Origin of the sequence: Clostridium gelidum (genome assembly GCF_019977655.1) — a bacterium.
Taxonomy (GTDB): Bacteria; Bacillota; Clostridia; order Clostridiales; family Clostridiaceae; genus Clostridium; species Clostridium gelidum.
In genome coordinates this window covers 4571905-4595381 of sequence record NZ_AP024849.1, presented here as the reverse complement: position 1 = coordinate 4595381, position 23477 = coordinate 4571905, and the positions used below count along the sequence as shown (strand labels likewise).

The window sequence follows — 23477 nt, the reverse complement described above, 5'->3', positions numbered from 1 at the left end:
TCTTTTTGCTTGTAGTTATTATTTTTTTCATTATAATTATTGTCAATAAGTAATGATAATATACAAAGGTTCTATAATGTTTTGAAAAGTATTAGGAAGATGCTTTTATTTCTACAATTTTTTATATTTGTTGCCACTTTACTTACTGTTATGAACAGATTCCCTGGATTTATACAAAGTATAATCCAAAAATATTATATTTTATTTCACTTTATTATTGCCATTATTTTTATTTTTTATATTTTCATTTTTGTCAGTATTACTCTTTTCGTTCTTATTCTTGTTGTATTGAGAAGCACACATTTGTATCACCACCTTACTTTACTTTTTATTATTTACGGAAAGAGTTTACGTTATTCATCTTTGCAATTAAATTTTAGGTAGAATGGAGTAATACTGTAATTGATCCTTATACCTTAGATGAGAGTGGAACTTGGATTTTAATAATAGATAAACCAATAAGCACTCGCTGGAAACTTCCAGTGAGTGCTTATTTCAATTATTGGTAAGTTATAGAATTGTTGGAGTTTGTAAGGCTGATAAAATTTAGGATAATGAAGGGTGAATCATATCATAAATAAAGAATAGTATGTAAAATTAAAGAGTTATGCTATGGCTATCAAGCTATACTTTAAGGGAGCAGCAAAGGAAACTATTGCATATGATAATCTCAAAAATAACTATAAGCAAAACTAGAGAGATTGGGTCAATTGAGCTTAACATAAATGACAACGTAATAATGGAGGAGAACCAAGTCCAGAGGGAGGAGGTTCTCCTTTTTTTGTGGTTCTAAGAAGAATGCTTACGATAAATTCTATGAATATAAAAATTCGCATATAATAATGTTTAAAGTATATTAGGTAAGTCCATTAGAGATTTTAATTCAATATCTGATTCAAATGGTAAGACTTCTTTTTTATTATTAAAGCGATTTATCCAAGATACATTAAAGCCAAAACTTTTAGCACCAGCTACATCCCAACTATTAGAAGAAGTAAATAATATTTCATTTCTGTGAAGGTTATATTTCTCTAAAACTAAATTATAAACGCTAGGATGAGGTTTATATATTTTAAGATTATCGACAGAAAAACAGTAATCTATATAGCAATCTAGTTTAGAATTTTTAATAGCTCCAATTAACATGCTAGGTGAGGCGTTGGATAGTATGGCAGTTGATATTTTTCTTTCTTTTAATTTAGATAAAATTGTAGGAACTTCTTCGTAACAGCTAATGTTTTCATATGATTTTAAAAGGTTGTTTTTTTAAAGTTCACTTTTGATATTAAAATAATCCAGAGTATAATCTAGCGATTCTTCAGTTACACACCAAAAATCTTCATATCTATTCATAAGACTACGTAACCAAGAATATTCTAATTGTTTAGACCTCCAAAGAGTTGAAAAAGGTTCTGCAATATCCCCTAACTCTTCACAATATTGTTTAGTGACTGAATTAATATCAAATAATGTACCATATGCATCAAAAACGCATAGTTTAATATTTTTAAATTTTTTCATAAAAAATACCTTCCTTCTTTATATCAAATAAAATTTTAAGTTACCTTATGATATAATTATAAAACGATATTATTTCGATGAAGATAGAAATGATACTTTTAATTTATAAAAGTTTGGAGGAATTTATTTTGAAACCAGACCCTATGGTAAATGATATTGCATCATTAATAGCAGATTCATCTAGAAGCATAATGCTTATGAGTTTATTAGGAGGTCAACGTACAGCAGGAGAATTAGCAAAAATAGCTTGTATTAAACCGCAAACCGCAACATTTCACCTATCTAAAATGGTTAGTGCAGGAATTATTGAAAAAACTATATATGGTAGATATAGATATTTTAAATTAGCTAATGATGACGTTGCAAAATTACTTGAATTACTCATGAAACTTTCAAAATCACCTAAAATTAATTCATTAAATCAATCAATACGTTCTGAAGCTTTAAGAAAAGCACGACTTTGTTATGACCATATTGCTGGAACGTTAGGAATAAAGCTTACAGAAGCTCTTTTAAAATTTAACTATATTCAATTGGAAAATGATATATTTTATATTACTGAATTAGGTATAAAGAAATTAATTGAATTAGAAATAATAAATCATAGATTGAAAGATATAAGAGAACTAAGTGGAACTAAATGTTATGATTGGAGTGAAAAGAATTATCATATAGCTGGAAAATTGGGACAAGCTATTACAAGTGGCTTAATTGGATTATGCTGGATTAAAAAATCTCTGATAAATAGAGAATTAGAAATCACAAACAAGGGTAAAGTAAATTTAGCTAAACATTTTGGAATAGAATTTTAAATCATTCTATTATTGAAAAGATAGTTGATAACAAAATAGTGTTATCACTTGCGAGTGTTACGGTGAACTATATCATAAATAAAGGATAATATGTAAAATTAAAGAGTTATGCTATGACTATCAAGCTACACTTCAAGGGAACAGCAAAGGAAACTATTGCATATGCTAATCTCAAAAATAACTATAAGCAAAACTAGAGAGATTGGGTCAATTGAGCTTAACATAAATGACAACTTAATAATGTATCTAATTAATGGAGGAGAACCAAGTCCAGAGGGAGGAGGTTCTCCTTTTTCTGTGGTTCCAAGAAGAATGCTTACGATAAATCCTGTGAATATAAAAATTTGCATATGAATATAAAATGATTATTTATAAAAATGAAGAGCGACTGGTGATAATATTGATGCTAAAGATTAAAAAATTAATCAATAGAATTGCCAATACAGCGAGTTGCTATATTAATAAAGCTTTTAAGAAAAGAATTAATTTGTATATCTTTATTAACTACAAATTTAATTGTTAATTTATTAAATTCATCTCCTAAATCATAAACAAAGAAATTATTATTTTTAGGTAAAATGCTTTTGGGTAAAAGTGATATGCCTAGACATTCAGCTATGCCACTAAGAATAGACTCTAATGTGTCAAATTCAAAGATAGTGGTAGGCTTAGAATTATTATAAATTAACCATTTTTCTAGGTGCTTACGATAAGGACAATTAGTATCTGAATTTACTATTATTGGAGTAGATAAATTACTAGTATCATTAATACGTATAGAAGATACTAGTACAAACTCTTCCTTGAAGCTAAAGACTTCTTTAACTTTTGAAGAGGTATTTTCTCCAAAGATAAAAGCACCGTCTAATTCACTATTTATAAGCATATCTAAAAGAACTTCTTGTTTTTCTGTTTTTAATACTAAAGATGTTGTAGGATTTTCCTCATAAAATAATGTAAATAATTTAGGTAATATAGAGGCAGAAATAGTTTGAGTGGCACCGATTTTAAGCTTAGATTCAATTTTAGCAGGAAGGAACTCTTCATTAACTTCATCTATTAATTTAAGGATTTTATCTGCATATTTAAGTAGTTTTTCTCCTTGAAGTGTAATAATAGTACCTTTATTGTTTCTTGTGAATAAAGTAGTGTTCAATTTATGCTCAAGTACTTTAATTCGCATAGTTATATTTGATTGTGCATAGCCAAGTTTTGACGCAGCTTTTGATATAGATTTTTCATAAGCAACCACTTGAAATATTCTTAAATCGTTAATTTCCATATTATAAAAACCTTTCACAAAAATTAATGTATATTTAGTATCACTATTAGTGATATTAAATATTATTTATAAGTATTATACAATTTTTATATAAGAAGTTAAACTATAAGAGTAAAAACTAATAAAAGAATTAATTTACTTATGAATTTGCAGTTAGGATATATATAAATAAAATATAAAGTAAATGGGAGGATACAATCAAATGATAGCAACACAATACAAAATTATATTACCAAGTGATTATGATATGAACATAATAAAGGATAGAGTGAAAAATAACGGTTATAAAACAGATGGATTTGAGGACTTGAAGTTTAAATTGTATCTAATAACAGAAAAAGGAACAAATAAAAGTTTGCAGAATAGTTATTGTCCTTTATATCTTTGGAAAGATAGTAATGGATTAAACAAGTTCTTATTTAATGGTTTTTATGACAATATAATAACTTCTTTTGGATGGCAAAAAGTAAATGTAGGAATACCATTAATTGATACAACAACGCATAAAATTAAAGGCAGTAAATATGTATTTGAAATAACAAAAGAAATACATCCACAAGAAAGTCTTAATAATTTAAAAGATAAAATAGAAAAAGATATTCCGAGCTTTGGAGATACAGAATATATGGTTATTTACAATCCTGACAAATGGAAATATCATGTATTTTACTTTATAGATGATTTAAGCAACGTAAAATCAGAAGAAGGGATAATTTATGATATACTTCACATATCACAAGAAAAGATATAAATAAATAATTTTACAAAGAATTTTTACTTGGTTTAATACAAAATATTTTTAAGATGTTATAAGTATTAACTACAAGGTACGATTATTTTTTTATATGGATTGAAGATAAAGTGCTTTAGACAATTAGATTATGATAGATAAGCTAATTTATAATCTTCTTATATGACGTAACAGTTAAAATAATATAAATTCTCCTGTGTTTTCACAATGCAGGAGAATTACTATTTTAAAGGGATAACCCAAGGCTCTTAGTATAATTATCAATAAATTCACAATCATTTTCACATTGGTTATAAATTTATTCTTACTGTGATTTCATATATGATTTTTTATGCTAATTTAATGTATAATATAAAAATGAGAATAAGAAATGATTTTATTAAATTAACTTTAAGGGTGCAATATGAGAATAACCAGAAGTATTAAAATCAAAATTTAGAAAGGTGGAATTAAGATGGCAAATAAAATAAAAGTAAATTATCAACATGATGAAGAGGAAGATAATGAGCAATTCCTAAGGATCTTTGAATATAAAGGAGATGAAATATTTGCCTGTGACACTTGCGAAACTGAAATATCAGAAGAGGAATATAATCGTAATGACGGCATATGTGATGAATGTAACGCTGATATATAGGAGCATTAGTTAAAAATTATCTTTGATTAGTCTTAAGTAAATTAAGTCGCAACCTTTTTTTATAATATAATAATTAAAAGTAGAATCATAAGAAGTATCTAAATAGGTGCTTCTTAAAAGATATATATAGTAAATATAACATTGACAGTATAGATATTATTTTGTAAAATTGTTAATGTGATAAGGGAGTAGTTAACGCAAAAAAAGATTGTGTAATAAAGTCAACATACTGATAATTTTTTATCTGGCTTTATTTTAAATAACGAGACTTATCTACAGAAATAGCTGTAGATAAGTCTCATTTTTTTGCTTCCAAAACTTGAAAGATGAAGGGGAATAAAACATGGGTCTAATTCAATTATTTATTCTGGCAGTTGGTTTATCAATGGATGCATTTGCAGTAGCCATTTGCAAGGGCTTGTCAATGAAGAAAATTACTATTAAGAAAGCAGGGATTGTAGGCTTATACTTTGGAGCATTTCAAGCAGGAATGCCTTTGATTGGCTATTTTTTGGGAATTCAGTTTCGAGATAAAATTACGTCTATTGATCATTGGATAGCATTTGTATTGCTTGCACTTATAGGCATGAACATGATTCGAGAGTCGAGAAAAAATGAATGCGAATGTGAATGTGAGATTGCCGTTGATTGTATGAGTGATGAGAATACAGAGGATTCAATTGTTAAAAAGAATTCAAAGGATCCTCTTGCTTTTAAAAATATGTGTGCTTTAGCAATTGCAACAAGTATTGATGCTTTAGCAGTAGGAGTAACGTTTGCATTTCTTAATGTAAATATTGCATCAGCAGCTTCATTTATTGGAATTGTAACTTTTGCATTATCAATGATTGGGGTAAAGATAGGCCACGTATTTGGAACAATATATAAGTCAAAAGCAGAATTTATTGGTGGATTAATATTAATACTTATGGGAATTAAGATTTTGCTTGAGCATTTAGGCATTATTACTTTTTAAGAACAAGTTACACTAATAAAATATTATGTAAATCCTTGAAGTTACCAGGGTAATTAGAGAATGTCAATATTTTGATTTTTAATCAAAATATTGACATTCTCTAATTTTTTGATATTATAAACAAAAGAATTTCAGATTTATCCGGTGGTCAAAAGCAGAGAGTTTGGATAGCAATTTCCTTTTGATAAATTAAGTTAAGTTAATTGTAATAATAATTCTACTATAGTAATAAATATAAAAATATATATATGTTTTTATATAAATGAAGTATTTTAGGAGGTAAGTAAATGACTCAATATCAAAAGAACAATGATGTTTTAAACAGCGTAAATAGGGGTGATCCAGCCGAGTCAGGCGTTTGTACACTTTGTCGGGCAGATTGTAAAGGTAAATGTGAAACATGGATGTCTAGTATGAAAGGAAGAAAACTTTTATACCCAAGAGATTTTGGAACTGTAACAGCTGGAAGTTCAAATATAAATCATGTGGGTGTATGTTACAATAATCTTAGAATACAAGGTTATAATTATGGTGCCCATGGCCTTGGAGAAGGTCTTTCTAATAATGCAGATGACTGCATATTCCCAAATGTTAAACTTGAAACAGAATTTGGAAAGAATATAAAAACAAAGAGTAGAGTTCCTTTTATGACAGGTGCTTTAGGCTCGACATTTATAGCACAAAAATATTGGGAATCCTTTGCTGTTGGTGCGGCACTCGTGGGTTTCCCAATTGTAATAGGTGAAAACGTTGTTGGGGTAGATAAAGCTTCAATTATGAAAAATGGCAAGATTATTAGTTCACCAGAACTTGAGCGCAGAATTGATGTATATCTAAAATATTATGATGGATATGGAGCAATAATCGTTCAAATGAATGTTGAAGATACAAGAAATGGTGTTGCAGAATATGTTATTGAAAAGTATGGTGATAAGGTAATTATTGAGCTTAAATGGGGACAAGGAGCAAAGGATATTGGAGGCGAAATTCAGGTAAATAGCATTGACTATGCTGTATTCTTAAAAAATAGAGGTTATATCGTTGATCCTGATCCAACAAAACCAGAAGTTCAAGCAGCATTTAAGAGTGGAGCTATTAAGTCATTTGCACGTCACAGCAGACTTGGATATACTAATTTAAATAGCTATAATGAAGTTAAAGATGACTTTATGACATCAGTTCAATATCTAAGAGGACTTGGGTATAAGAGAATTACACTTAAGACTGGTTCATACGGAATGGAAGCACTTGCAATGGCAATTAAGTTTGCGACTGAAGCAAAACTTGATTTGTTAACTGTTGATGGATCAGGTGGTGGCACAGGGATGAGTCCATGGAATATGATGGAGTCTTGGGGTGTACCTTCTATATTCCTTCATGCAAAAGCTTATGAATATGCGAAAATACTTCAAGAGAAAGGATATGATGTAGTAGACATGGCATTTGCAGGAGGACTTGCAAGGGAAGACCACATATTTAAAGCTCTTGCCCTTGGAGCACCTTTTACTAAGCTTGTTTGCATGGGAAGAGCTCTAATGATTCCTGGTTTCCTTGGATCTAATATTGAAGGAGCATTAAATCCAGATAAGAGAGTTAAACTGAATGGAAACTGGGATACGCTACCTAGGAATATAATTGATGAATTCGGCACAAGTCCTGAAGAGATATTTGCTGGTTACTATGATGTGAAAAATAAAGTTGGTGCTGATGAAATGAAGAATATTCCGCTAGGAGCAATTGGTGTTTGGACTTTATCAGATAAACTTGCTGCCGGATTACAACAATTAATGGCAGGAGCTAGGAAGTTTAAAGTATCTGACATTTCCAGAGATGACTTATTTGCAGCAAATAGGGAAACTGAAAATGAGACAGGAATCAAATTTATGACAGACGTTAATGACGAGATGGCTAAAAAGATTCTAAATGAGAAATAATAAAACATCTAAAAATTAAATAAAGATTAGGATAATGAATGGTGAACCATATCATAAGTTAATGGGAAGTTTACCAGAATTGGATAGTGAAATGGAGGTTAGGTGCGCTTAGCCTCTATCATAAAATTCACGAAAATATAGATATAAAATTTAGATATGACGAATATGAAAACAATTCTTGACCGATCGTTCTCAAAATGTTATTGTTAATATTATAAAGAGGAGGGAAGTTAATGGGACGAAGCAGGGAATTTGATGAAAATTTGGTTCTACAGAAAGCAATGGAGTTATTTTGGGAACAAGGCTACGAAAAGACATCTTTGAATGATTTAGTAGAGCATATGGGAATACATCGTAGAAGTTTATATGATACATTCGGTGACAAGCATACATTATTTTTAAAAACCATAGATTGTTACGAAGAATTAATAAAAGACAAAGTACAAGTTGGAATTTTACATTCAGAAACGGCAAAACAAGCCATACAATTTGTCTTTGATTTTATGATCGAAGGATACGAGGATAGACAATGGGGTTGCTTAATTGTAAACTCAGCAACAGAAATGGCTCTTCGAGATAAAGAAGTACAAGAAAAGACGGAAGAAGCATTTATGCAAACAGAACAACTTCTTGCGGATCTTGTTCGAAAAGGACAACAAGCAGGTGAATTTTCTTGTGATTATGATGCTGAAGTTTTAGCAGAAATATTGCAAAATACTTTGCTTGGAATTCGTGTACATTTAAGAACCTCAGCAAGCAAAGAAAAATTGCATCGTATAGCGAATTTTTTCTTGGATTTGTTAAATAAATAATTTTTTACACTAATAAGAATGTTCATTCTCAAAAACGTGTCCATGTTCTTCTAGAACCCTTTTACATATTAGAGAAAGTAAAATCGTTATATAAATCATTAATGTAAGAAACTCAGAGAGCAAAGAAAAAGTGCGTGATATAGCGGATTTTTTCTTGAATCTGTTAAATAAATAGTTTTTTTTACATTAATTAGAATGATTGTTCTCAAAATCACACAAAGGTGAATTCATGCAAGTAATACTTAATAATGAAAAGCATAAAGATAATGCGAAGGAGCGAGTTTAATGAAAACAGTATTAGATAAAACAAAATTACCAGAAAATAAGGTATTTGAGCCATTTGAATTGGCAGGTATAACATTTCCTAACAAAATTATTAGATCGGCAACTTTTGAAGGTGTGGGTGATGAAAATGGCAAGCCTACAGATCAATTACTTAAAAAGTACGAAGCATTGGCTAAAGGAGGGATTGGTGGAATTATTACTGGTTTTATTGGAGTGGGTCAGCAAGGAAAGGCTTCAGGCAATATGGTTATGATTAATAAAGCTGAAAATATTGAGACCTTGAAAGAATTAACGAAGAGAATGCATGAAATGGGAACTCCAATTATTGCACAACTTAATCATTGTGGCGGTCAGTCCAAAGAAGAAAGTGCCCATATGGCGATTGTTGCGCCTTCTAAAATATCTGACTATAAAGCAAGAGAAATGACTAAAGCTGAAATTTTAGAAGTAATAGAAGCGTTTGTTCAAGGAATAAAAAATGCAAAAGAAGCAGGTTTTGATGGTGTACAAATTCATGTGGCCCATGGATACTTACTTTCAGAATTTGTATCGCCAAGAATGAATAGGAGAAAAGATGAATGGGGAGGAAGTACAGAAAACAGATTTAGAATTGTTAAAATGATATTTGAAAAAGCTAGAAAAGAAGTTGGAAGTTTCCCAATGATTGTAAAAATAAATGGATATGAAACATTAAAAAATGGTTTGACAATTGAAGAGTCAGTGAAAATTGCTAAACTATTAGAGCAGGTGGGATGTGACGGAATTGAAGTTTCAAATGGAACATTAAAAGCTGGACTGGCAACAATGCGTGGGCAGGTTCCATGGAAAATGATAGTAGCTCAAAATGATAAGTTAAATAAAATGCCAGAATTTATGAAGAATTTCGTTGGCATAGTTGCAGAGAAAACAGTACCACAACCTCAGCCGAAAAGCTTATATAATTTGGAAGCAGCCATGTCAATCAAGAAAGCTGTAAATATTCCAGTTATTCTAGTAGGAGGAATAACGAAATTAGAAGAAATAGAAGACTTAATTAATAATGATAAATTTGATGCAATTTCCATGTCAAGGCCACTTATAATCGAATCAGATTTAGTAAATAAATTTAAAACAGGAAAACAGACACAGTCAAAATGTATACAATGCAATTTCTGTATAATCGGCGTAGAAAAGGGACCACTTAAATGCTATTACGGGAATGTTCCAGTAAGCAAGTCTTAGGATTTACTAGATAATTGATTTTTCATATTATTTACGATTGTAATAGTGTAAACATAAAGATCCGTGAAATGGATCAAAGTAACATAGATGAATTTAATCAAGAACAGCAAGAAATAAAATCCAGAAAATATAATTACAATTTATTATTTCTAAAAATATGGCATAATAAAGATACTGGTAAATATTTCATCATTAATAAATAATGCAGATAATAAAATAATGGAAAAGGAGGAGAAGTATTTGAGTAAAACATTGGTAATTTATTGTCACCCATATGAAAAGAGTTTTAACCATGCGATCTTTCAAAGGGTTGTTAAACATCTTGAAGATAAAAAACAAGAGGTGGAAATTATTGATTTGTATAAAGATAAATTTGATCCATGTTATTCAAAAGAAGAATTAGCTCTTTTTAAACATGGAAAAACATTAGATCCATTAGTAGAAAAGTATCAAAAATCTATTAAGAATGCAGAAAAAGTAATTATGATTGCACCAGTATGGTGGAATGATGTTCCAGCAATTCTTAAAGGTTTTATAGATAAAGTTATGAAAATGGATTTTGCATATGAAGTTACGAAAACTGGTGTGAAGGGGCGTTTAACAAATGTACAAGAAACAGTAGTTATTACGACTTCTACTTCACCAACATGGTACTTACGATGGTTTATTGGAAATCCTATTGGTAAGATCTTTGTAAATAGGACTTTAAAACAAGTAGGTTTTCAAAAACGTAAATGGATCCACTTTGGAGGTCTAACCAATTCTCAGCCAAGTCAAAGAGAAAAGTTCTTGCAAGATATTATCCACAAAATTTAATAGTTAATTGTAATGTTTAAAAAGGGAGATTATAAAAAAATCTCTCTTTTTTTGAGTTATGCAGAAAGGCCAACTATTAAAAGTCAAGTTCTTATTATTGATGAAATTTATAATAAATAATAAGTTTCAGTATAAAATAGCATTAATAAAAGAACTTTTTTAATTTAATATTTATTTTGTCATATTTTCTTACTGGATTACGAAGGTATTATATAAGGTCCCTAACAAAATAATAATTCTAAAATCATAAAAAAACGTGCATAAATGAGAATAAAGAAGAAAATATACATAAACAATTAATTTAATTATATATTTTATTAATTTATTGTCAGATTTATATGATATATTGCGAAATGTATTATGTAAATCAAATTTGATAGAAAGAAGGTGCGTTGTCATTTCTGATATCGAACTACTTGAGTTATTGCGTAATAAGCCTGAACAAGGGCTAAAGATTATGATGGATAATTACATGGCACTTATTTATACAATAATATTTAATAAACTTTCTCGTATGTATTCTAAAGAGGATATAGAAGAATGTGTAAGTGATGTCTTTTTTGAAGTATTTCACTATAGAAGTAGAATTGATCTACAAAAAGGATCAATTAAAGCATTTCTAGCAGTAGTAGCAAAAAGAAAAGCCATAGATATGTATAGAAAAAATAAGAATCATCATCATGTTCCTATAGATGATGTATCACAAGGCTTATATACTGCAGAAGACCATGTAGAACATGCAATCTTGTTAAAAGAGAGTAATTCAGAATTGATAGATGCTATAAATTCTTTAGGGGAACCAGATAGTGAAATAATTTTAAGAAGATATTATTTGCGTCAAAGTTCAAAAGATATTTCTAAGAATATTGGTCTGAAAGTTAATACTATTGATAAAAAAGTATCAAGATGTATCCAAAAACTAAGCAAATTATTAGGAGGGATTATATAATTGGACGATAGGTTATTTGAATTATTAGATGATCTAAATATTACAGACACTAAATTACTATTATATAAAGATATTAATTTAACAGTAGATTCTTATACTAGGAAACGTATTGAAAACTCTATAAAGAGGAAGACAGGCTATGATAATAAAGACATTACAATTATAGAAAAGATAAATGATATTTTAGGAGGAATTTTTATGAAAAGAAAGATAGCGTTAGCACTAGGAGCATGTATGATTTTAGGTTCAGGTGGAGGAGCATATGCATATGCTAAAACTCCAGTTGCATATGTAAGTATGGATATTAATCCAAGCGTTGAATTAGGAGTGAATGCGTTTGATAAAGTAGTGTCAGTTGAAGCTTATAATAAAGATGGTGAAAAAATATTAGAAGGTACTAACTTAATAAATTCTAATGTTTCGGATGCGGTTAGTACTGTAATTTCAAATGCAATCTCTGATGGATATATAACTAAAGATGCTACAACTACAACTACAGCTGCAGTTGCAGTTGAAATTACTACATCTACAGATAAGGAAAATGTGGCAACTAAATTGAATGAATCTTTAAAAGAAGTTGCAGAGGTAACCTTAGATAACAATAATATGGATGTAGAAGTTGAAACTGAAAACGTAGCTCTTGCAAGAAGAGATGAAGCAAGGAAGCTTGGACTAACACCTGGTAAATTAAATCTTATACAAAAGCTTCAAGCATTGGATTCAACTATAGATGTAGAAGATTATAAAGATAGTTCTGTAAAAGAAATACAAAAGAAAACTAAAGAATTAAGAAAAGAAAATAAGGTTGATGAAACTACTACTGATAGTAACATAACTTCTGATGAAGTTACTGAAGAAAATAACAATTCTTCTGATAATAAACATAATAATGGTAATAACAAAAAAGAAGAAAATAGTAATGCTAATAAACAAGAAACTACTATAACTACGACTACTGAAAAACAAAATAATAGCAATAATGCAAATTCACAAGGTAATAATAATTCTTTAAAGTCAGAAAATAGTAGTAATTCAAAGTCAGAAAATAATAGTAGTAACAGCAATTCTTCAAAATCAGAAAATAGTGGCAATGGTAATTCAAACTCACAAAATAAAGACAAAAACAAGAACAATTAAATAAATCATTAACCAATAAGCACTCACGGGAAACTTCCCTTGAGTGCTTATTAAAACTTTATAAAAAGCGTTATGATTAAGTATAAGAAAATTACATCATAATTTAATATACTACTTTATTAAATTTACACCTAGTTCAAATGCTTTTTCGCAATCTAAGGGAAATTGTATTTTTCTATGTTCTGCTTTTTCTTCTTCAGAGAAGCATTCAACTTTATATTTTGAGTAATCATCAAATTGATAAGTATCGTTTGAATACATAACTAATGGTTTTGCAAATAGTCTTTCAAGATAGAATTCCACCTTATTAAAAGTTGATAAATATCCAATTTCTTTCATTTTTTCTTCCGTTACATTCATTGTATAAATGAATGCTGTTTGCATCCTCTTTGGTGAAATTGAGGAATAGTTACTATCATACACTAAGTAAGGGAAGAATAATCTTTCTAAAAACGACTGTAATTGGCCAGATATATTACCAAAATATACTGGGGAGCCAAAAATAAGCCCATCAGCTTGAGAAAGTTTTTCTAAAATTTCATAAAGATCATCTCTTATAGCGCATTTACCATAACTGCTTCCTCCAAGTCTTTTACAAGCAAAGCAACTTTTACATCCTGTATATTTTAAATCATATAAATTAATGATTTCAGTTTCAACTTCTTGATCTTTTACTGATTGCTTCACTCCATCTAAAGCTTTTTGAAGTAATGTAGCTGTATTTTTATTCTTTCTTGGACTTCCATTAATAGCATAAATTTTCATATTAACACTCCTAATATAGTATTTTAATTATAATTTTTTCTGTTACAATTAATATATCATAGAGGAATAAATGTACAAGTATGCAGTTTTTTCTGTGATAGTATAAAAAAGATACTATTGGATTTAAAGGAGTTGTAAGCATGAATGATAATATAGATTATAAGGTAGAATTACCTAGTGATAATGTATATGAGACAAAATGTCCTGTTATATATGCACTTGATATTGTGGGATCAAAATGGAAATTACCTATTATGTGGTACTTATTTGAAAATGAGATTACTAGATATAATGAATTAAAACGTAGAGTAAAAGGTATTAGTTATATGATGCTTACAAAATCTTTACAAGAATTAGAAGCACATAAACTTGTTATAAGAACTCAATATGAGATGATTCCTCCTAAAGTTGAATATTATTTAACAGAAAGAGGAAAAGAGCTACTTCCTACTTTTAAGGAACTATATAGGTGGGGTGAAAAACAAATTAAACTTGATAAATCAGATTATAAATAATATAAAATAAAGGGATAGTATGTAAGTTTTAGTGAAAATAAATCTAGATATATTTGTGAAAAATTTACATAGTATAAGTAATAAATACAGATAATAAAAATAGTAGCTCTTATATAGGGTTACTTTTTTTAGTGATAATATTAAGCGATACATAGACTTAAAACCAAAAAGTTTATATATATGTAGACATAAAGTTAAAATTAACATATAATTAACATATAAATAGATGTAAAGGGGTATTGAATAATATGAATGAAAATAATAAAGAAGTATTTTGGGATGCAACTATTGAAGAGGTAAAAAAAGGGTATGTTGAATTAGAAGAAAGTTATAAATGTATAATTTGTGATGATGAATTTACAAAGGGAAGAATATATGAAATAGATTCTATGCTCTATGATTCAAGAAAGGCTACTGAATTTCATATATCAGAAAAGCATGGATCTACATTAGAATATTTATTAGGGATTAACCCAGCATTTATAGGAGTATCACAGGTTCAAAGAGAGTTGTTAGTATTAATAGCATCAGGATTAACGGATAAGGAAATTGCCATAAATCTAGGGGTAGCACAATCTACTATAAGAAATCATCGTTATAAATTACGAGAAAAAGAAAAGCAAGCAAGATTATTTTTAGCAATGATGGAATTAATATCATCCAGCACAAAGAAGAAGGTAAACATATTAGATAAGGATAATCTATGTGATGCTCACAAAACAGCAACTACCCTAGATGATAGATATAACATTACTGAAAAGGAAAGAGAAAGTACAATTAAAAATTATATGGATGAAAATGGAGCAATAAAAACTTTTCCTGCTAAGGAAAAGAAGAAAATAATAGTTTTATCTGAAATAGTTAAGCAGTTTTATAAAGGAAAGAAGTACTCTGAAAAAGAGGTAAATAGAATTTTAGAAAGAATATATGAGGACTATGCCACTATTAGGAGAGCCTTAATAGAGTATGGGTTTATTGAACGTTCGAATGATTGTAGTAGTTACTGGGTAAAAGAGTAATTTTTTAGGGATATAGCATAGATAAAGGGGGGATTCAAATGGATAAGGAGAATTTTATAATATCAGAAATAAGAGAAATAATAGAAAAAAATTATGACATTGGAATTATTAAAGAGATAAATCCAATTTTAGAAGGTGCTTCATCAGAATGTTTTCATATAATTACAGAAGATAGAGAATATCTATTTAAGGATATCGAGATGATATTTATAAATCATCCTGATAAAGAACCTTTAATAAATAATATGCTTTCAGAAAATGGGATTCCTGTGTCAGAATTTTATAAAACTAAGAATGGTGAATACTTATTAGAGTACTCTGGACATACTTTTCATTTGCAAAGTTTTATAAAAGGTAAAATATTAGAAGTAAATACAGCACCTGAATGGTTTATGAAAGAAAGTGCTGAAATGTTGGGGAAAATTCACAAAGTATTAGAAGGTTTTATTTCATTAACTAGTGGAATAGGTAAAGATTTTTTTAATTTTATAACCCCTGAAGCAGCTAAAGCATCTTATGAAAAATCCTTAGATATAGCATTAAAGCAGGGAGAAAAGCAGAATGTCATTGATTTGGAGTATAGAATTAGTTTATTAGATAAAATAAAAAATATTAAATTTGAAATGGATAGATTTACTTATAAAAATACTCATGGTGATTATTTTATAAGTCAGATCATATGTGGTCAGAAGTGTATTAATGCCATAATTGATTTTACTTCAGCTTGTGTTCATCCTGCTTGCTTCGAATTAATAAGATCATATTCTTATGCAGATCCTGAGTGCGTTCATGGAAAAATAGATTATCATAACTTGGTAAAATATATAAAGGATTATATGAAATATAGTAATTTGGGTACTTATGATATAAAAATGATGGCATATTTGTACTATTATCAACTTGCAGTATGTGACTATTTTAGTCAGTATTATGAGTCTAATAATTCAAATAAAAATGTACTGTGCCATTATGCTCATTGGTCAACTATGCTTTGTAGATGGTTCGAGGAAAATATTGATGAGTTAACAGATAAGCTAGAAAAGGAATTCTGTTAAGTTAAATAAATTAGAAATAATTATATTTAATTTCTATATATTTATGATATGGAATTAACCACGCTTACTTATGATACGGAGAACCATATCATAAGTAAATGAGATTAATAGCCTTAAACATTGTTTTTACGTGGTTAAGGCTATTTTTTATAAGTGAGAATACTGCATCACAAGTAATCGTGTCGGGTATGAAAATTTAAATTATTACTTTTAGAATTAAGGTAAGTACCAGTAATTGATGTTTATATGTTACATTAATAAAGTAGGAGTTTTAGATTCTACGAAATATGGCTTGATAAATTGATATTTTAGTTTTATATAAATATTCTTATGAAAAGTTTATATTATATGATAAAATCAAGATAGTTAAAGATAATTATACAATTTAAAGGGGAAAATTTTTATATGAGGTAGTAATATGGGTAAAAAACTTAATAAAAGAAGTTTACAAAGACGAATAAAAAATATGACATTTTTATTGAATTTAAACAGTTTATTAATAATGATGCTTTTTATGATATTTGCATTAGGAGCGACCTTTAAAATTTTCAGCACCATAATATCAGAAATAGCAGCTAATCAAATCAGCTTTCAACTTAGAGATGAATACTCAAAAGAATTGCACCAAGGAAAAATAAAAGCTGAATTTACAGAAATAACAGATGAATATAAAGAAATGTTTAAAAGGGTAGGATTTTCATATGTACTTCATTTTAATACTGAATCGAAAATTGACATAAGTAAGAAAAATCATGACGATGTAAAAGAATTAGCAAATATGCCTTTATTAATAGTTGACTATAATATACTTAAAGATAATAAATTAATTTACTCTTCGGTACCTGAATTTGTTTTTGATCCTGTTAAATTAACATCTAAAGACGAGAATTGGGTAACGCGAATTTTAAACACAACGACTACAACAATTGTAAACGATGATGAAGATAAGCCTTTGTTTACACTACAAGTGAATCTTAACCCAAAGATTATTTATGGTGGATATATAGCTTTAGTAGCAATATGCTCCATTATTTTTCTTATAACTTTAATAATATCTAAAATAACTTCTTATAAGTTAAGTACTGTTATTATTAAACCTTTATCAGATCTCAATAAGATAATGAAAGATTTAGCAAATGGAAATATAGAAGAAGCAATTCATACTGAAATCAAATTTAAAAAACCAATTAGTGAAGTTGAGGAATTAGTTAAGTCTACCAATATAATTATGGCAAATATGCATGATTATGTTGATATATTGGGGAATCAAAAGATAGAATTAGAAGCTCAAAATGCTACTCTTAATGAAAATAGCAGAGAATTAGAGAATATTAATCAAACTTTAGACAATAAAAACTTAAAGTTGAAGAATATTTTAAATAACGTGGAACAAGGTTTTTTTAACTTAGGACAGGATTTACTTATACAGGAAGAATATAGTCTTCAGTGTGAAAAAATATTTAATAGCGTAATTTCATACAAAAAGTTATCTTCAATATTATATCCTAAAGATGACAATATGATGAAGTTCATAGATGAGTTACTTGTAAAAATATTTGAAGCAGATATCTCCCAGAGAAAATTATATTTGACACTACTACCAGAAGAGATTGCTATAAATGACAAAGTTTTAAGTTTATGTTTTAAAGTTGCTAAAGATTCAAAAGATGAAGATATAATTATGACCATCATAACTGATATAACGGAAAAACGATTTTTAGAAAAAAAGATGCATGAAGAACAAACAATTTTAAAAATGGTGGTAAAAGCCATAATAAATAGAGATGAATTTAGAGAACTTGTAAATGAATATGAAGAATTCACAGGTACATCATTTAAAAATATACCTAAGGAAGAACATGAGCATACATTTAGGCAAATTCATAATTTCAAAGGCAATTTTAGTCAGTATGAAATGGTAAGTCTTATAAATAAGCTTAATGAGTTGGAAAATAAATTATATGAAGGTAATCATAAATTTCATATAGAAGATATAGATGGTACGGAATTAAGTGCATGGTTAAGAGAAGATTTAGATATAATAGAAACCTATGCAGGTAAAGATTTTATGAAATATGGTGAACTCTGCTATGTAAGGAAAGAAAAGCTTATTGAAATTGAAAATAAAATTCGAGAAGTATTGCCTCAAAATGAACTTAAAGTAATTTTACCTCTTATAAGAGATTTGAGAAGTAAATCTTTAAAGGACTTAATGAGGACATATCCAGATTATGTTATGAAATTAAGTGAACGACTAGGCAAAAGTGTAAATCCTTTTGAAATAGTTGGTGATGATATAAGGATAGATGCTAGTTCTTATCAGGATATGTTAAAAGCTATTGTGCATATTTTTAGAAATTCTGTAGACCATGGTATAGAAACAGAGGATGAAAGATTAGAAGCTGGAAAAGGACAAGTTGGTAATATTACTTGCAGAATTCGGGATTTGCAGGATGATTTCCAAATAATTATTTCAGATGATGGAAGAGGAATTAATGTAAAACTTCTAGAACAAAAGAGTTTAGACAAGGGTATATATACTGAAGAAGAATTAAAGAAAATGAATTATGAAGAAAAAATCAATTTGATATTTGAGCAAGGAATAACCACAAAAGAAGAAGCTAACAATATCTCTGGTAGGGGAGTGGGGATGAGTGCTGTTAAGCAAAGCGTAGAAGAGTGCGGTGGAAGAATAAAAGTGGATAACAGTGAAGGATATGGCACCGTATTCATTTTAACACTCCCAAAGCTGAAAGATGAGGATAAAGATCCAATTACAGCTACTGATTTTATTAAAGAAATTGCTGAAACGTCTATAGATATTATTTTTAAACAAACTGGACTCAATTTTGAGTTAAGAGAAATTCAAGCCAAAAATATCATAGCTTTAAATGAGATAACAGCAATTTTAAGTGTTAGTGGAACTATCAATTGTATTTTAACAATTAGTGTTAATAATTCTATGGGCAAAAAGCTAGTAGAAGGTTTTATGATTGATGATATTAACGAAGAAGATAAGACAAATTATTTCGAAGATGTGCTTGGGGAAATATCTAATACCGTAATAGGATTAACTTCAGGTAAATTTGATGATGAAAATGTGATATTTCATATGGGAATACCTTCAATGATATCAAATAGCATTGGAGGATATATTAAGAATACTCAAACTCAAATATTATGTTGCAATTTAATTTGTTCAGAATATGAATTCAATATTAATATGATCTTAGACCTAGAAGAAATTAATTTAAATGACTTATATGGAGGTAATATAGATGGCTAGAATATTAATAGTAGATGATTCAACAGTTATGAGAAAGAACTTGTATAGCATATTTACCAAAAGTGGGCATGAAGTAGTAGGTGAAGCAGCAGATGGTAGGCAAGCAATAATATCATATGTAACTTTAAAACCTGATATAGTTACTATGGATATAACGATGCCTAAGCTTAGCGGTGTTGATGCCGTAGGTGAAATAATAAAAAAAGATATTAATGCTAAAATAATAATGCTTAGTGCTTTAAATCAGAAACAGATGGTTTTTGAAGCACTAAAAAATGGAGCTAAGCATTATATTATAAAACCTATTGATCCGGATAATTTAATTGCAGTGGTAGATGAAGTGCTTAGGGATGATTCTAAAAAAGTAGAGAAGAAAAAGACAGAGATTATTGAAGATAAACCTGGTTTTGAAATAGATAACAAAAATGGAAAATTTATTGTAGAATTTAATGAATACTTAGGTGAAAAGGATTTAATAAGCATAGATACTGCAATAAAGGGATTGCTATTTATAAAACCTCTCAATATGGTATTTGATTTTGGTGATTTACATAATACCACTGATGAACTAGTAAAATCAATAATAGGTTTTGGAAAAAGTGTTGAAAGCTCTGGTGGGAATGTAGAATATAAATCACAAGATGAAAGAATTAGTAACATAATAAACTAGGGAGGTTATTATGAAATATGGTATATTATTGTAGAGAAATAAAGTATATTTTAGTTAAAAAGTGTTATCACTTGCTACTGATATGGTGAACCATATCATAAGTAATATCAATGATAAATTAATATATTTAAGTAAGGTCGAAGAACTAAGTCGAGATGTAGGCGGTTCTTCTTTTTTGTTTACAATAAAAATATAATATTGGAATCAATATAAACTTATAATATAATGGTGAATAAAAAGCAATTGCTAATGATAAAATTAATGGCGTAAATAGCTCCATTGACAATTTAATAAAGGTAGCAAATGAATACAATGTTAAATATAAAATTAATAAATTGTTCACTAGATTCTCAATGAATTCTAAGCAAACTTTAAGGATATATTAAGTTTTAATGTATATAATTCATATTAAAGTATAATTTAGCAGTTTAGGATATAAACTCTAAAATTAAGGAGCTGAAAAAATAATGAGGAAAACATTCTTATTAAGATTAACGAGAATATTTGTAGCAATGGTAGCGGTAGTAGGTATAGCGTTACATCCAACTAGTAAGTTAGTAGATGGAGTATCTGGAGCTACTAGACAAAAGAATCGTGCTAGCACTTCTGAGGATAGCAGTACAACTTCTGATAACAGTATTAAGACTTCGGATAACAGCAGTAGCACTTCTGATAACAGTATTAAAACTTCAGATAACATTAGTACAACTTCTGATAACCGTATTAAAACTTCGGATAATAGTAGTCCTACTTCTAATAATAGTACTAGCACTAATAATCCTACTATTGCCATAGGTTGGGTAAGAGAAGGAGCTAACTGGAAATATATCAGAAAAGACGGTTATAAAACCACTGATTGGTTAAATGATGGTGGTAAATGGTACTATTTTTCATCTAATGGAGAAATGTTAACAGGATGGAATCAAACAGGTGGAAGATGGTATTATATGGCTAGTAGTGGTACAATGCAAACTGGTTGGATAAAAGATAGTTCTGGTAGTTGGTATTATTTAGATACTTCAGGAGTCATGTTAGCAAATACTAAAATAGGTGGTTATACATTAGGTTCTGATGGTAGAATGCAGTAATACTGTAATTGATCGTTATATTTTAGATGAAAGTGGAACTTGGATTTTAATAATATATAGAATAATAAGCACTCACGGGAAACGTCCCGTGAGTGCTTATTTCAATGTCTAGTAAATTATAGAATTATTAGAGTTTGCAAGGCTGATAAAATGGAAATTGAATAATATGTTGTTAGATATAAAAGTACAATTATACTAAATTGAGGTATTCCTCAAAGGAAGCAGGGCACAGCTTTAAATTAAATTTACATCGTATTGTTCGAGCAAAGTCATTATAGTATTATTGGGTGTAGTTTCTGTAATAATACTATGGAAATCTGTTATATTTGAGAAATTGAAAATTCCATCTAGATTGAATCTCTCATTTGGTGCCATCAGAAATAATTCTTTAGATATTTTCATAATTGCTTTTTTAGTACCAGCATCCTCAGATTCACCAGTACTAAGACTTCCATCTCGAAGATCTATTCCACTACATCCTATAAATGCTTTATTACAACGATAAAGTTTTATTTGTTCAATAGAATGAGAACCTATATTTCCACCTACAAGAGGATTGTAATCTCCGCCTATAAAAATAACATGTATCTTCGAATCTAAGTTAATCATTGATGATATTTCAACCATATTTGTAATTAAAGTGACGTTTTTATTATTTTGTGTAATTAGTTTCGCAAGAAAATATGAAATACTTGATGCATCTAAAAAAATGGTATCATTTTCTTTTATTAGTTCATATGCCTTTTTTGCAATGATTTCTTTTAAATTTGTATTCTTTTCAACTCGCTTGAAGAAACTTTCACCATTTACTATAGTACGTTTTATGTTAATAGCACCACCATAAGTACGTTGTAGCAAGTTATTTTTCTCTAAAACTTGAAGATCCTTTCGAATCATACTTTCACTTACTTCAAATTGTGCGCTTAAATCTTTTACTAATACTTTGCCATCTCTATCTAAAATATCTAAAATGTGTTTGTGTCTTTCTTCAATAAACATAGTTTCCTCCAATTTATTCTCATTTACTTCTATTTTAGCAATCATATTATTAAAATGCAATTAAATTAATTGACAAATGAGAACAAGCGGAATAAAATGATATTAAACGGTAACAAATCACACAGAATAAACTATATACAGGGAGAAGCGGAATTTATGAATAAAGTAGTATTTTTTGATATTGATGGAACTTTAATAGATTGTTTAAATGGAATAACAGACATTACTCCTAGAGTAAAAAAGGCTATACGTGGATTGCAGGAAAAAGGAAATTATGTTTTTATAGCTACAGGCAGACCGTATGCTTTTCTAAATGAAGATTTACTTAATTTTGGATTTGATGGATTTGTACTTACCAATGGATCATATGTAAAAGTTGCAGATAAATGCATATATAAGGAATCTATTAAAAAAGAAATTGTAAAGGAACTAGTAGGTAATTTTGAAGAACTTAATATTGAATATATATTGCAGGGGGAGACATATTCATATATTAAAGATGAATATAAGAAGCTACATTCATATTATGATTCTTTTAGTATACCTAAAAAACATTTGGAAGGTAATTATAATCTTGAAGAAGTAGACATATATAAAATCGAAATGTTACTTAATGATAAAAAAGGAATAGATTATTGCTTATCCTTAGAAGATGATAATTTTGATTATGTTCATAACGTAGAACTAGGTTCTTTTGAATTATATTCAAAAACAAATTCAAAAGCATCAGGAATTTTAAAAGTACTAAACTTTTTAAATATTCCTTTAGAAAATAGTTATGCTTTTGGTGACGGAAAAAATGACATAGAAATGTTATCTACAGTAGGCTGTGGAATAGCAATGGGAAATGCTGATGATTCTGTGAAAAGTTATGCTAAAAAAGTTACAGATACAGTACAAAATGATGGAGTAGCTTTAGAAATAGAAAAGTTTATTATTTGATTGTG

At 28.6% G+C, this 23477-nt stretch carries 21 protein-coding genes and 1 pseudogene; 18 read left to right on the top strand and 4 right to left on the bottom strand.

Going from position 1 to position 23477, the window contains the following annotated elements; translation table 11 throughout:
• Positions 1 to 846 precede the first annotated feature (846 nt).
• A pseudogene (locus tag psyc5s11_RS21130) lies at positions 847 to 1521 on the bottom strand (haloacid dehalogenase type II).
• A gap of 128 nt (positions 1522 to 1649) precedes the next feature.
• On the opposite strand from psyc5s11_RS21130, the gene psyc5s11_RS21125 reads away from it, so the two are divergent.
• Complete coding sequence (locus psyc5s11_RS21125; protein WP_224034444.1) at positions 1650 to 2333, top strand: ArsR/SmtB family transcription factor; 684 nt, start codon at positions 1650 to 1652, stop codon at positions 2331 to 2333.
• 162 nt (positions 2334 to 2495) lie between these two features.
• On the top strand, positions 2496 to 2687 hold the full coding sequence (locus psyc5s11_RS21120) for a hypothetical protein (RefSeq protein ID WP_224034443.1): 192 nt from the start codon (positions 2496 to 2498) through the stop codon (positions 2685 to 2687).
• Between the two features lie 67 nt (positions 2688 to 2754).
• Here psyc5s11_RS21120 and psyc5s11_RS21115 read toward each other — a convergent pair whose 3' ends face one another.
• The gene (locus tag psyc5s11_RS21115) at positions 2755 to 3615 is read right to left on the bottom strand and encodes a LysR family transcriptional regulator (RefSeq protein WP_224034442.1); all 861 of its coding nucleotides are present in this window, start codon (positions 3613 to 3615) and stop codon (positions 2755 to 2757) included.
• A gap of 202 nt (positions 3616 to 3817) precedes the next feature.
• Here psyc5s11_RS21115 and psyc5s11_RS21110 point away from each other — a divergent pair, with 202 nt between their 5' ends.
• The 9 genes from psyc5s11_RS21110 (at position 3818) to psyc5s11_RS21070 (ending at position 13133) form a co-directional block, all read left to right on the top strand.
• On the top strand, positions 3818 to 4366 hold the full coding sequence (locus tag psyc5s11_RS21110) for a DUF4865 family protein (RefSeq protein ID WP_224034441.1): 549 nt from the start codon (positions 3818 to 3820) through the stop codon (positions 4364 to 4366).
• Between the two features lie 454 nt (positions 4367 to 4820).
• Positions 4821 to 5003 carry a hypothetical protein gene (locus tag psyc5s11_RS21105; protein ID WP_224034440.1) on the top strand — a complete coding sequence of 61 codons (183 nt, stop codon included), beginning with the start codon at positions 4821 to 4823 and terminating at the stop codon, positions 5001 to 5003.
• A 343-nt stretch (positions 5004 to 5346) separates the two neighbouring features.
• Positions 5347 to 5979, top strand: a complete 633-nt coding sequence (locus tag psyc5s11_RS21100) for a manganese efflux pump MntP (protein WP_224034439.1) — start codon at positions 5347 to 5349, stop codon at positions 5977 to 5979.
• Between the two features lie 413 nt (positions 5980 to 6392).
• Positions 6393 to 7913, top strand: coding sequence for a glutamate synthase-related protein (locus tag psyc5s11_RS21095; RefSeq protein ID WP_224034438.1), 1521 nt, complete (start codon positions 6393 to 6395; stop codon positions 7911 to 7913).
• A 233-nt stretch (positions 7914 to 8146) separates the two neighbouring features.
• Positions 8147 to 8725, top strand: coding sequence for a TetR/AcrR family transcriptional regulator (locus psyc5s11_RS21090; RefSeq protein WP_224034437.1), 579 nt, complete (start codon positions 8147 to 8149; stop codon positions 8723 to 8725).
• Between the two features lie 285 nt (positions 8726 to 9010).
• A complete protein-coding gene (locus tag psyc5s11_RS21085) occupies positions 9011 to 10231 on the top strand; it encodes an NADH:flavin oxidoreductase (protein ID WP_224034436.1) in 1221 nt (406 codons plus the stop codon).
• 240 nt (positions 10232 to 10471) lie between these two features.
• Positions 10472 to 11047: an NAD(P)H-dependent oxidoreductase gene (locus psyc5s11_RS21080; protein ID WP_224034435.1), complete on the top strand. Its 576-nt coding sequence runs from the start codon at positions 10472 to 10474 to the stop codon at positions 11045 to 11047.
• A 457-nt stretch (positions 11048 to 11504) separates the two neighbouring features.
• Complete coding sequence (locus tag psyc5s11_RS21075) at positions 11505 to 11996, top strand: sigma-70 family RNA polymerase sigma factor (protein ID WP_224034434.1); 492 nt, start codon at positions 11505 to 11507, stop codon at positions 11994 to 11996.
• Positions 11997 to 13133, top strand: a complete 1137-nt coding sequence (locus psyc5s11_RS21070) for an anti-sigma-I factor RsgI family protein (protein WP_224034433.1) — start codon at positions 11997 to 11999, stop codon at positions 13131 to 13133.
• Between the two features lie 111 nt (positions 13134 to 13244).
• Here psyc5s11_RS21070 and psyc5s11_RS21065 read toward each other — a convergent pair whose 3' ends face one another.
• Entirely contained in the window at positions 13245 to 13898 is a 654-nt protein-coding gene (locus psyc5s11_RS21065; RefSeq protein WP_224034432.1) for a flavodoxin family protein, read from the bottom strand.
• A 140-nt stretch (positions 13899 to 14038) separates the two neighbouring features.
• On the opposite strand from psyc5s11_RS21065, the gene psyc5s11_RS21060 reads away from it, so the two are divergent.
• The 6 genes from psyc5s11_RS21060 (at position 14039) to psyc5s11_RS21035 (ending at position 21531) form a co-directional block, all read left to right on the top strand.
• Positions 14039 to 14413, top strand: a complete 375-nt coding sequence (locus psyc5s11_RS21060; RefSeq protein ID WP_224034431.1) for a winged helix-turn-helix transcriptional regulator — start codon at positions 14039 to 14041, stop codon at positions 14411 to 14413.
• A 248-nt stretch (positions 14414 to 14661) separates the two neighbouring features.
• Positions 14662 to 15432 carry a DUF2087 domain-containing protein gene (locus psyc5s11_RS21055; RefSeq protein WP_224034430.1) on the top strand — a complete coding sequence of 257 codons (771 nt, stop codon included), beginning with the start codon at positions 14662 to 14664 and terminating at the stop codon, positions 15430 to 15432.
• Positions 15433 to 15470: 38 nt separating this feature from the next.
• Positions 15471 to 16487, top strand: coding sequence for a phosphotransferase (locus psyc5s11_RS21050; RefSeq protein ID WP_224034429.1), 1017 nt, complete (start codon positions 15471 to 15473; stop codon positions 16485 to 16487).
• Positions 16488 to 16905: 418 nt separating this feature from the next.
• A complete protein-coding gene (locus psyc5s11_RS21045) occupies positions 16906 to 19773 on the top strand; it encodes an ATP-binding protein (RefSeq protein WP_224034428.1) in 2868 nt (955 codons plus the stop codon).
• Positions 19766 to 20443, top strand: a complete 678-nt coding sequence (locus tag psyc5s11_RS28125; protein ID WP_311196382.1) for a response regulator — start codon at positions 19766 to 19768, stop codon at positions 20441 to 20443. Before psyc5s11_RS21045 ends, psyc5s11_RS28125 begins: the two co-directional genes overlap by 8 nt.
• 467 nt (positions 20444 to 20910) lie before the next feature.
• Positions 20911 to 21531 (top strand): hypothetical protein, encoded by a 621-nt coding sequence (locus psyc5s11_RS21035; protein WP_224034427.1) that lies wholly within the window; start codon positions 20911 to 20913, stop codon positions 21529 to 21531.
• 234 nt (positions 21532 to 21765) lie between these two features.
• Here psyc5s11_RS21035 and psyc5s11_RS21030 read toward each other — a convergent pair whose 3' ends face one another.
• On the bottom strand, positions 21766 to 22530 hold the full coding sequence (locus psyc5s11_RS21030; RefSeq protein WP_224034426.1) for a DeoR/GlpR family DNA-binding transcription regulator: 765 nt from the start codon (positions 22528 to 22530) through the stop codon (positions 21766 to 21768).
• 156 nt (positions 22531 to 22686) lie between these two features.
• Between psyc5s11_RS21030 and psyc5s11_RS21025 the strand changes: the two genes are divergently transcribed.
• Positions 22687 to 23472, top strand: a complete 786-nt coding sequence (locus psyc5s11_RS21025) for an HAD family hydrolase (protein ID WP_224034425.1) — start codon at positions 22687 to 22689, stop codon at positions 23470 to 23472.
• Positions 23473 to 23477 lie beyond the last annotated feature (5 nt).

Coding starts and splice junctions, on each gene's coding strand:
- psyc5s11_RS21120 (WP_224034443.1), top strand. CDS start 2,496: ATGCTAATCTCAAAAATAACTATAAGCAAAACTAGAGAGATTGGGTCA.
- psyc5s11_RS21115 (WP_224034442.1), bottom strand. CDS start 3,615: ATGGAAATTAACGATTTAAGAATATTTCAAGTGGTTGCTTATGAAAAA.
- psyc5s11_RS21110 (WP_224034441.1), top strand. CDS start 3,818: ATGATAGCAACACAATACAAAATTATATTACCAAGTGATTATGATATG.
- psyc5s11_RS21105 (WP_224034440.1), top strand. CDS start 4,821: ATGGCAAATAAAATAAAAGTAAATTATCAACATGATGAAGAGGAAGAT.
- psyc5s11_RS21100 (WP_224034439.1), top strand. CDS start 5,347: ATGGGTCTAATTCAATTATTTATTCTGGCAGTTGGTTTATCAATGGAT.
- psyc5s11_RS21095 (WP_224034438.1), top strand. CDS start 6,393: ATGAAAGGAAGAAAACTTTTATACCCAAGAGATTTTGGAACTGTAACA.
- psyc5s11_RS21090 (WP_224034437.1), top strand. CDS start 8,147: ATGGGACGAAGCAGGGAATTTGATGAAAATTTGGTTCTACAGAAAGCA.
- psyc5s11_RS21085 (WP_224034436.1), top strand. CDS start 9,011: ATGAAAACAGTATTAGATAAAACAAAATTACCAGAAAATAAGGTATTT.
- psyc5s11_RS21075 (WP_224034434.1), top strand. CDS start 11,505: ATGATGGATAATTACATGGCACTTATTTATACAATAATATTTAATAAA.
- psyc5s11_RS21065 (WP_224034432.1), bottom strand. CDS start 13,898: ATGAAAATTTATGCTATTAATGGAAGTCCAAGAAAGAATAAAAATACA.
- psyc5s11_RS21060 (WP_224034431.1), top strand. CDS start 14,039: ATGAATGATAATATAGATTATAAGGTAGAATTACCTAGTGATAATGTA.
- psyc5s11_RS21055 (WP_224034430.1), top strand. CDS start 14,662: ATGAATGAAAATAATAAAGAAGTATTTTGGGATGCAACTATTGAAGAG.
- psyc5s11_RS21050 (WP_224034429.1), top strand. CDS start 15,471: ATGGATAAGGAGAATTTTATAATATCAGAAATAAGAGAAATAATAGAA.
- psyc5s11_RS21045 (WP_224034428.1), top strand. CDS start 16,906: ATGGGTAAAAAACTTAATAAAAGAAGTTTACAAAGACGAATAAAAAAT.
- psyc5s11_RS28125 (WP_311196382.1), top strand. CDS start 19,766: ATGGCTAGAATATTAATAGTAGATGATTCAACAGTTATGAGAAAGAAC.
- psyc5s11_RS21035 (WP_224034427.1), top strand. CDS start 20,911: ATGAGGAAAACATTCTTATTAAGATTAACGAGAATATTTGTAGCAATG.
- psyc5s11_RS21030 (WP_224034426.1), bottom strand. CDS start 22,530: ATGTTTATTGAAGAAAGACACAAACACATTTTAGATATTTTAGATAGA.
- psyc5s11_RS21025 (WP_224034425.1), top strand. CDS start 22,687: ATGAATAAAGTAGTATTTTTTGATATTGATGGAACTTTAATAGATTGT.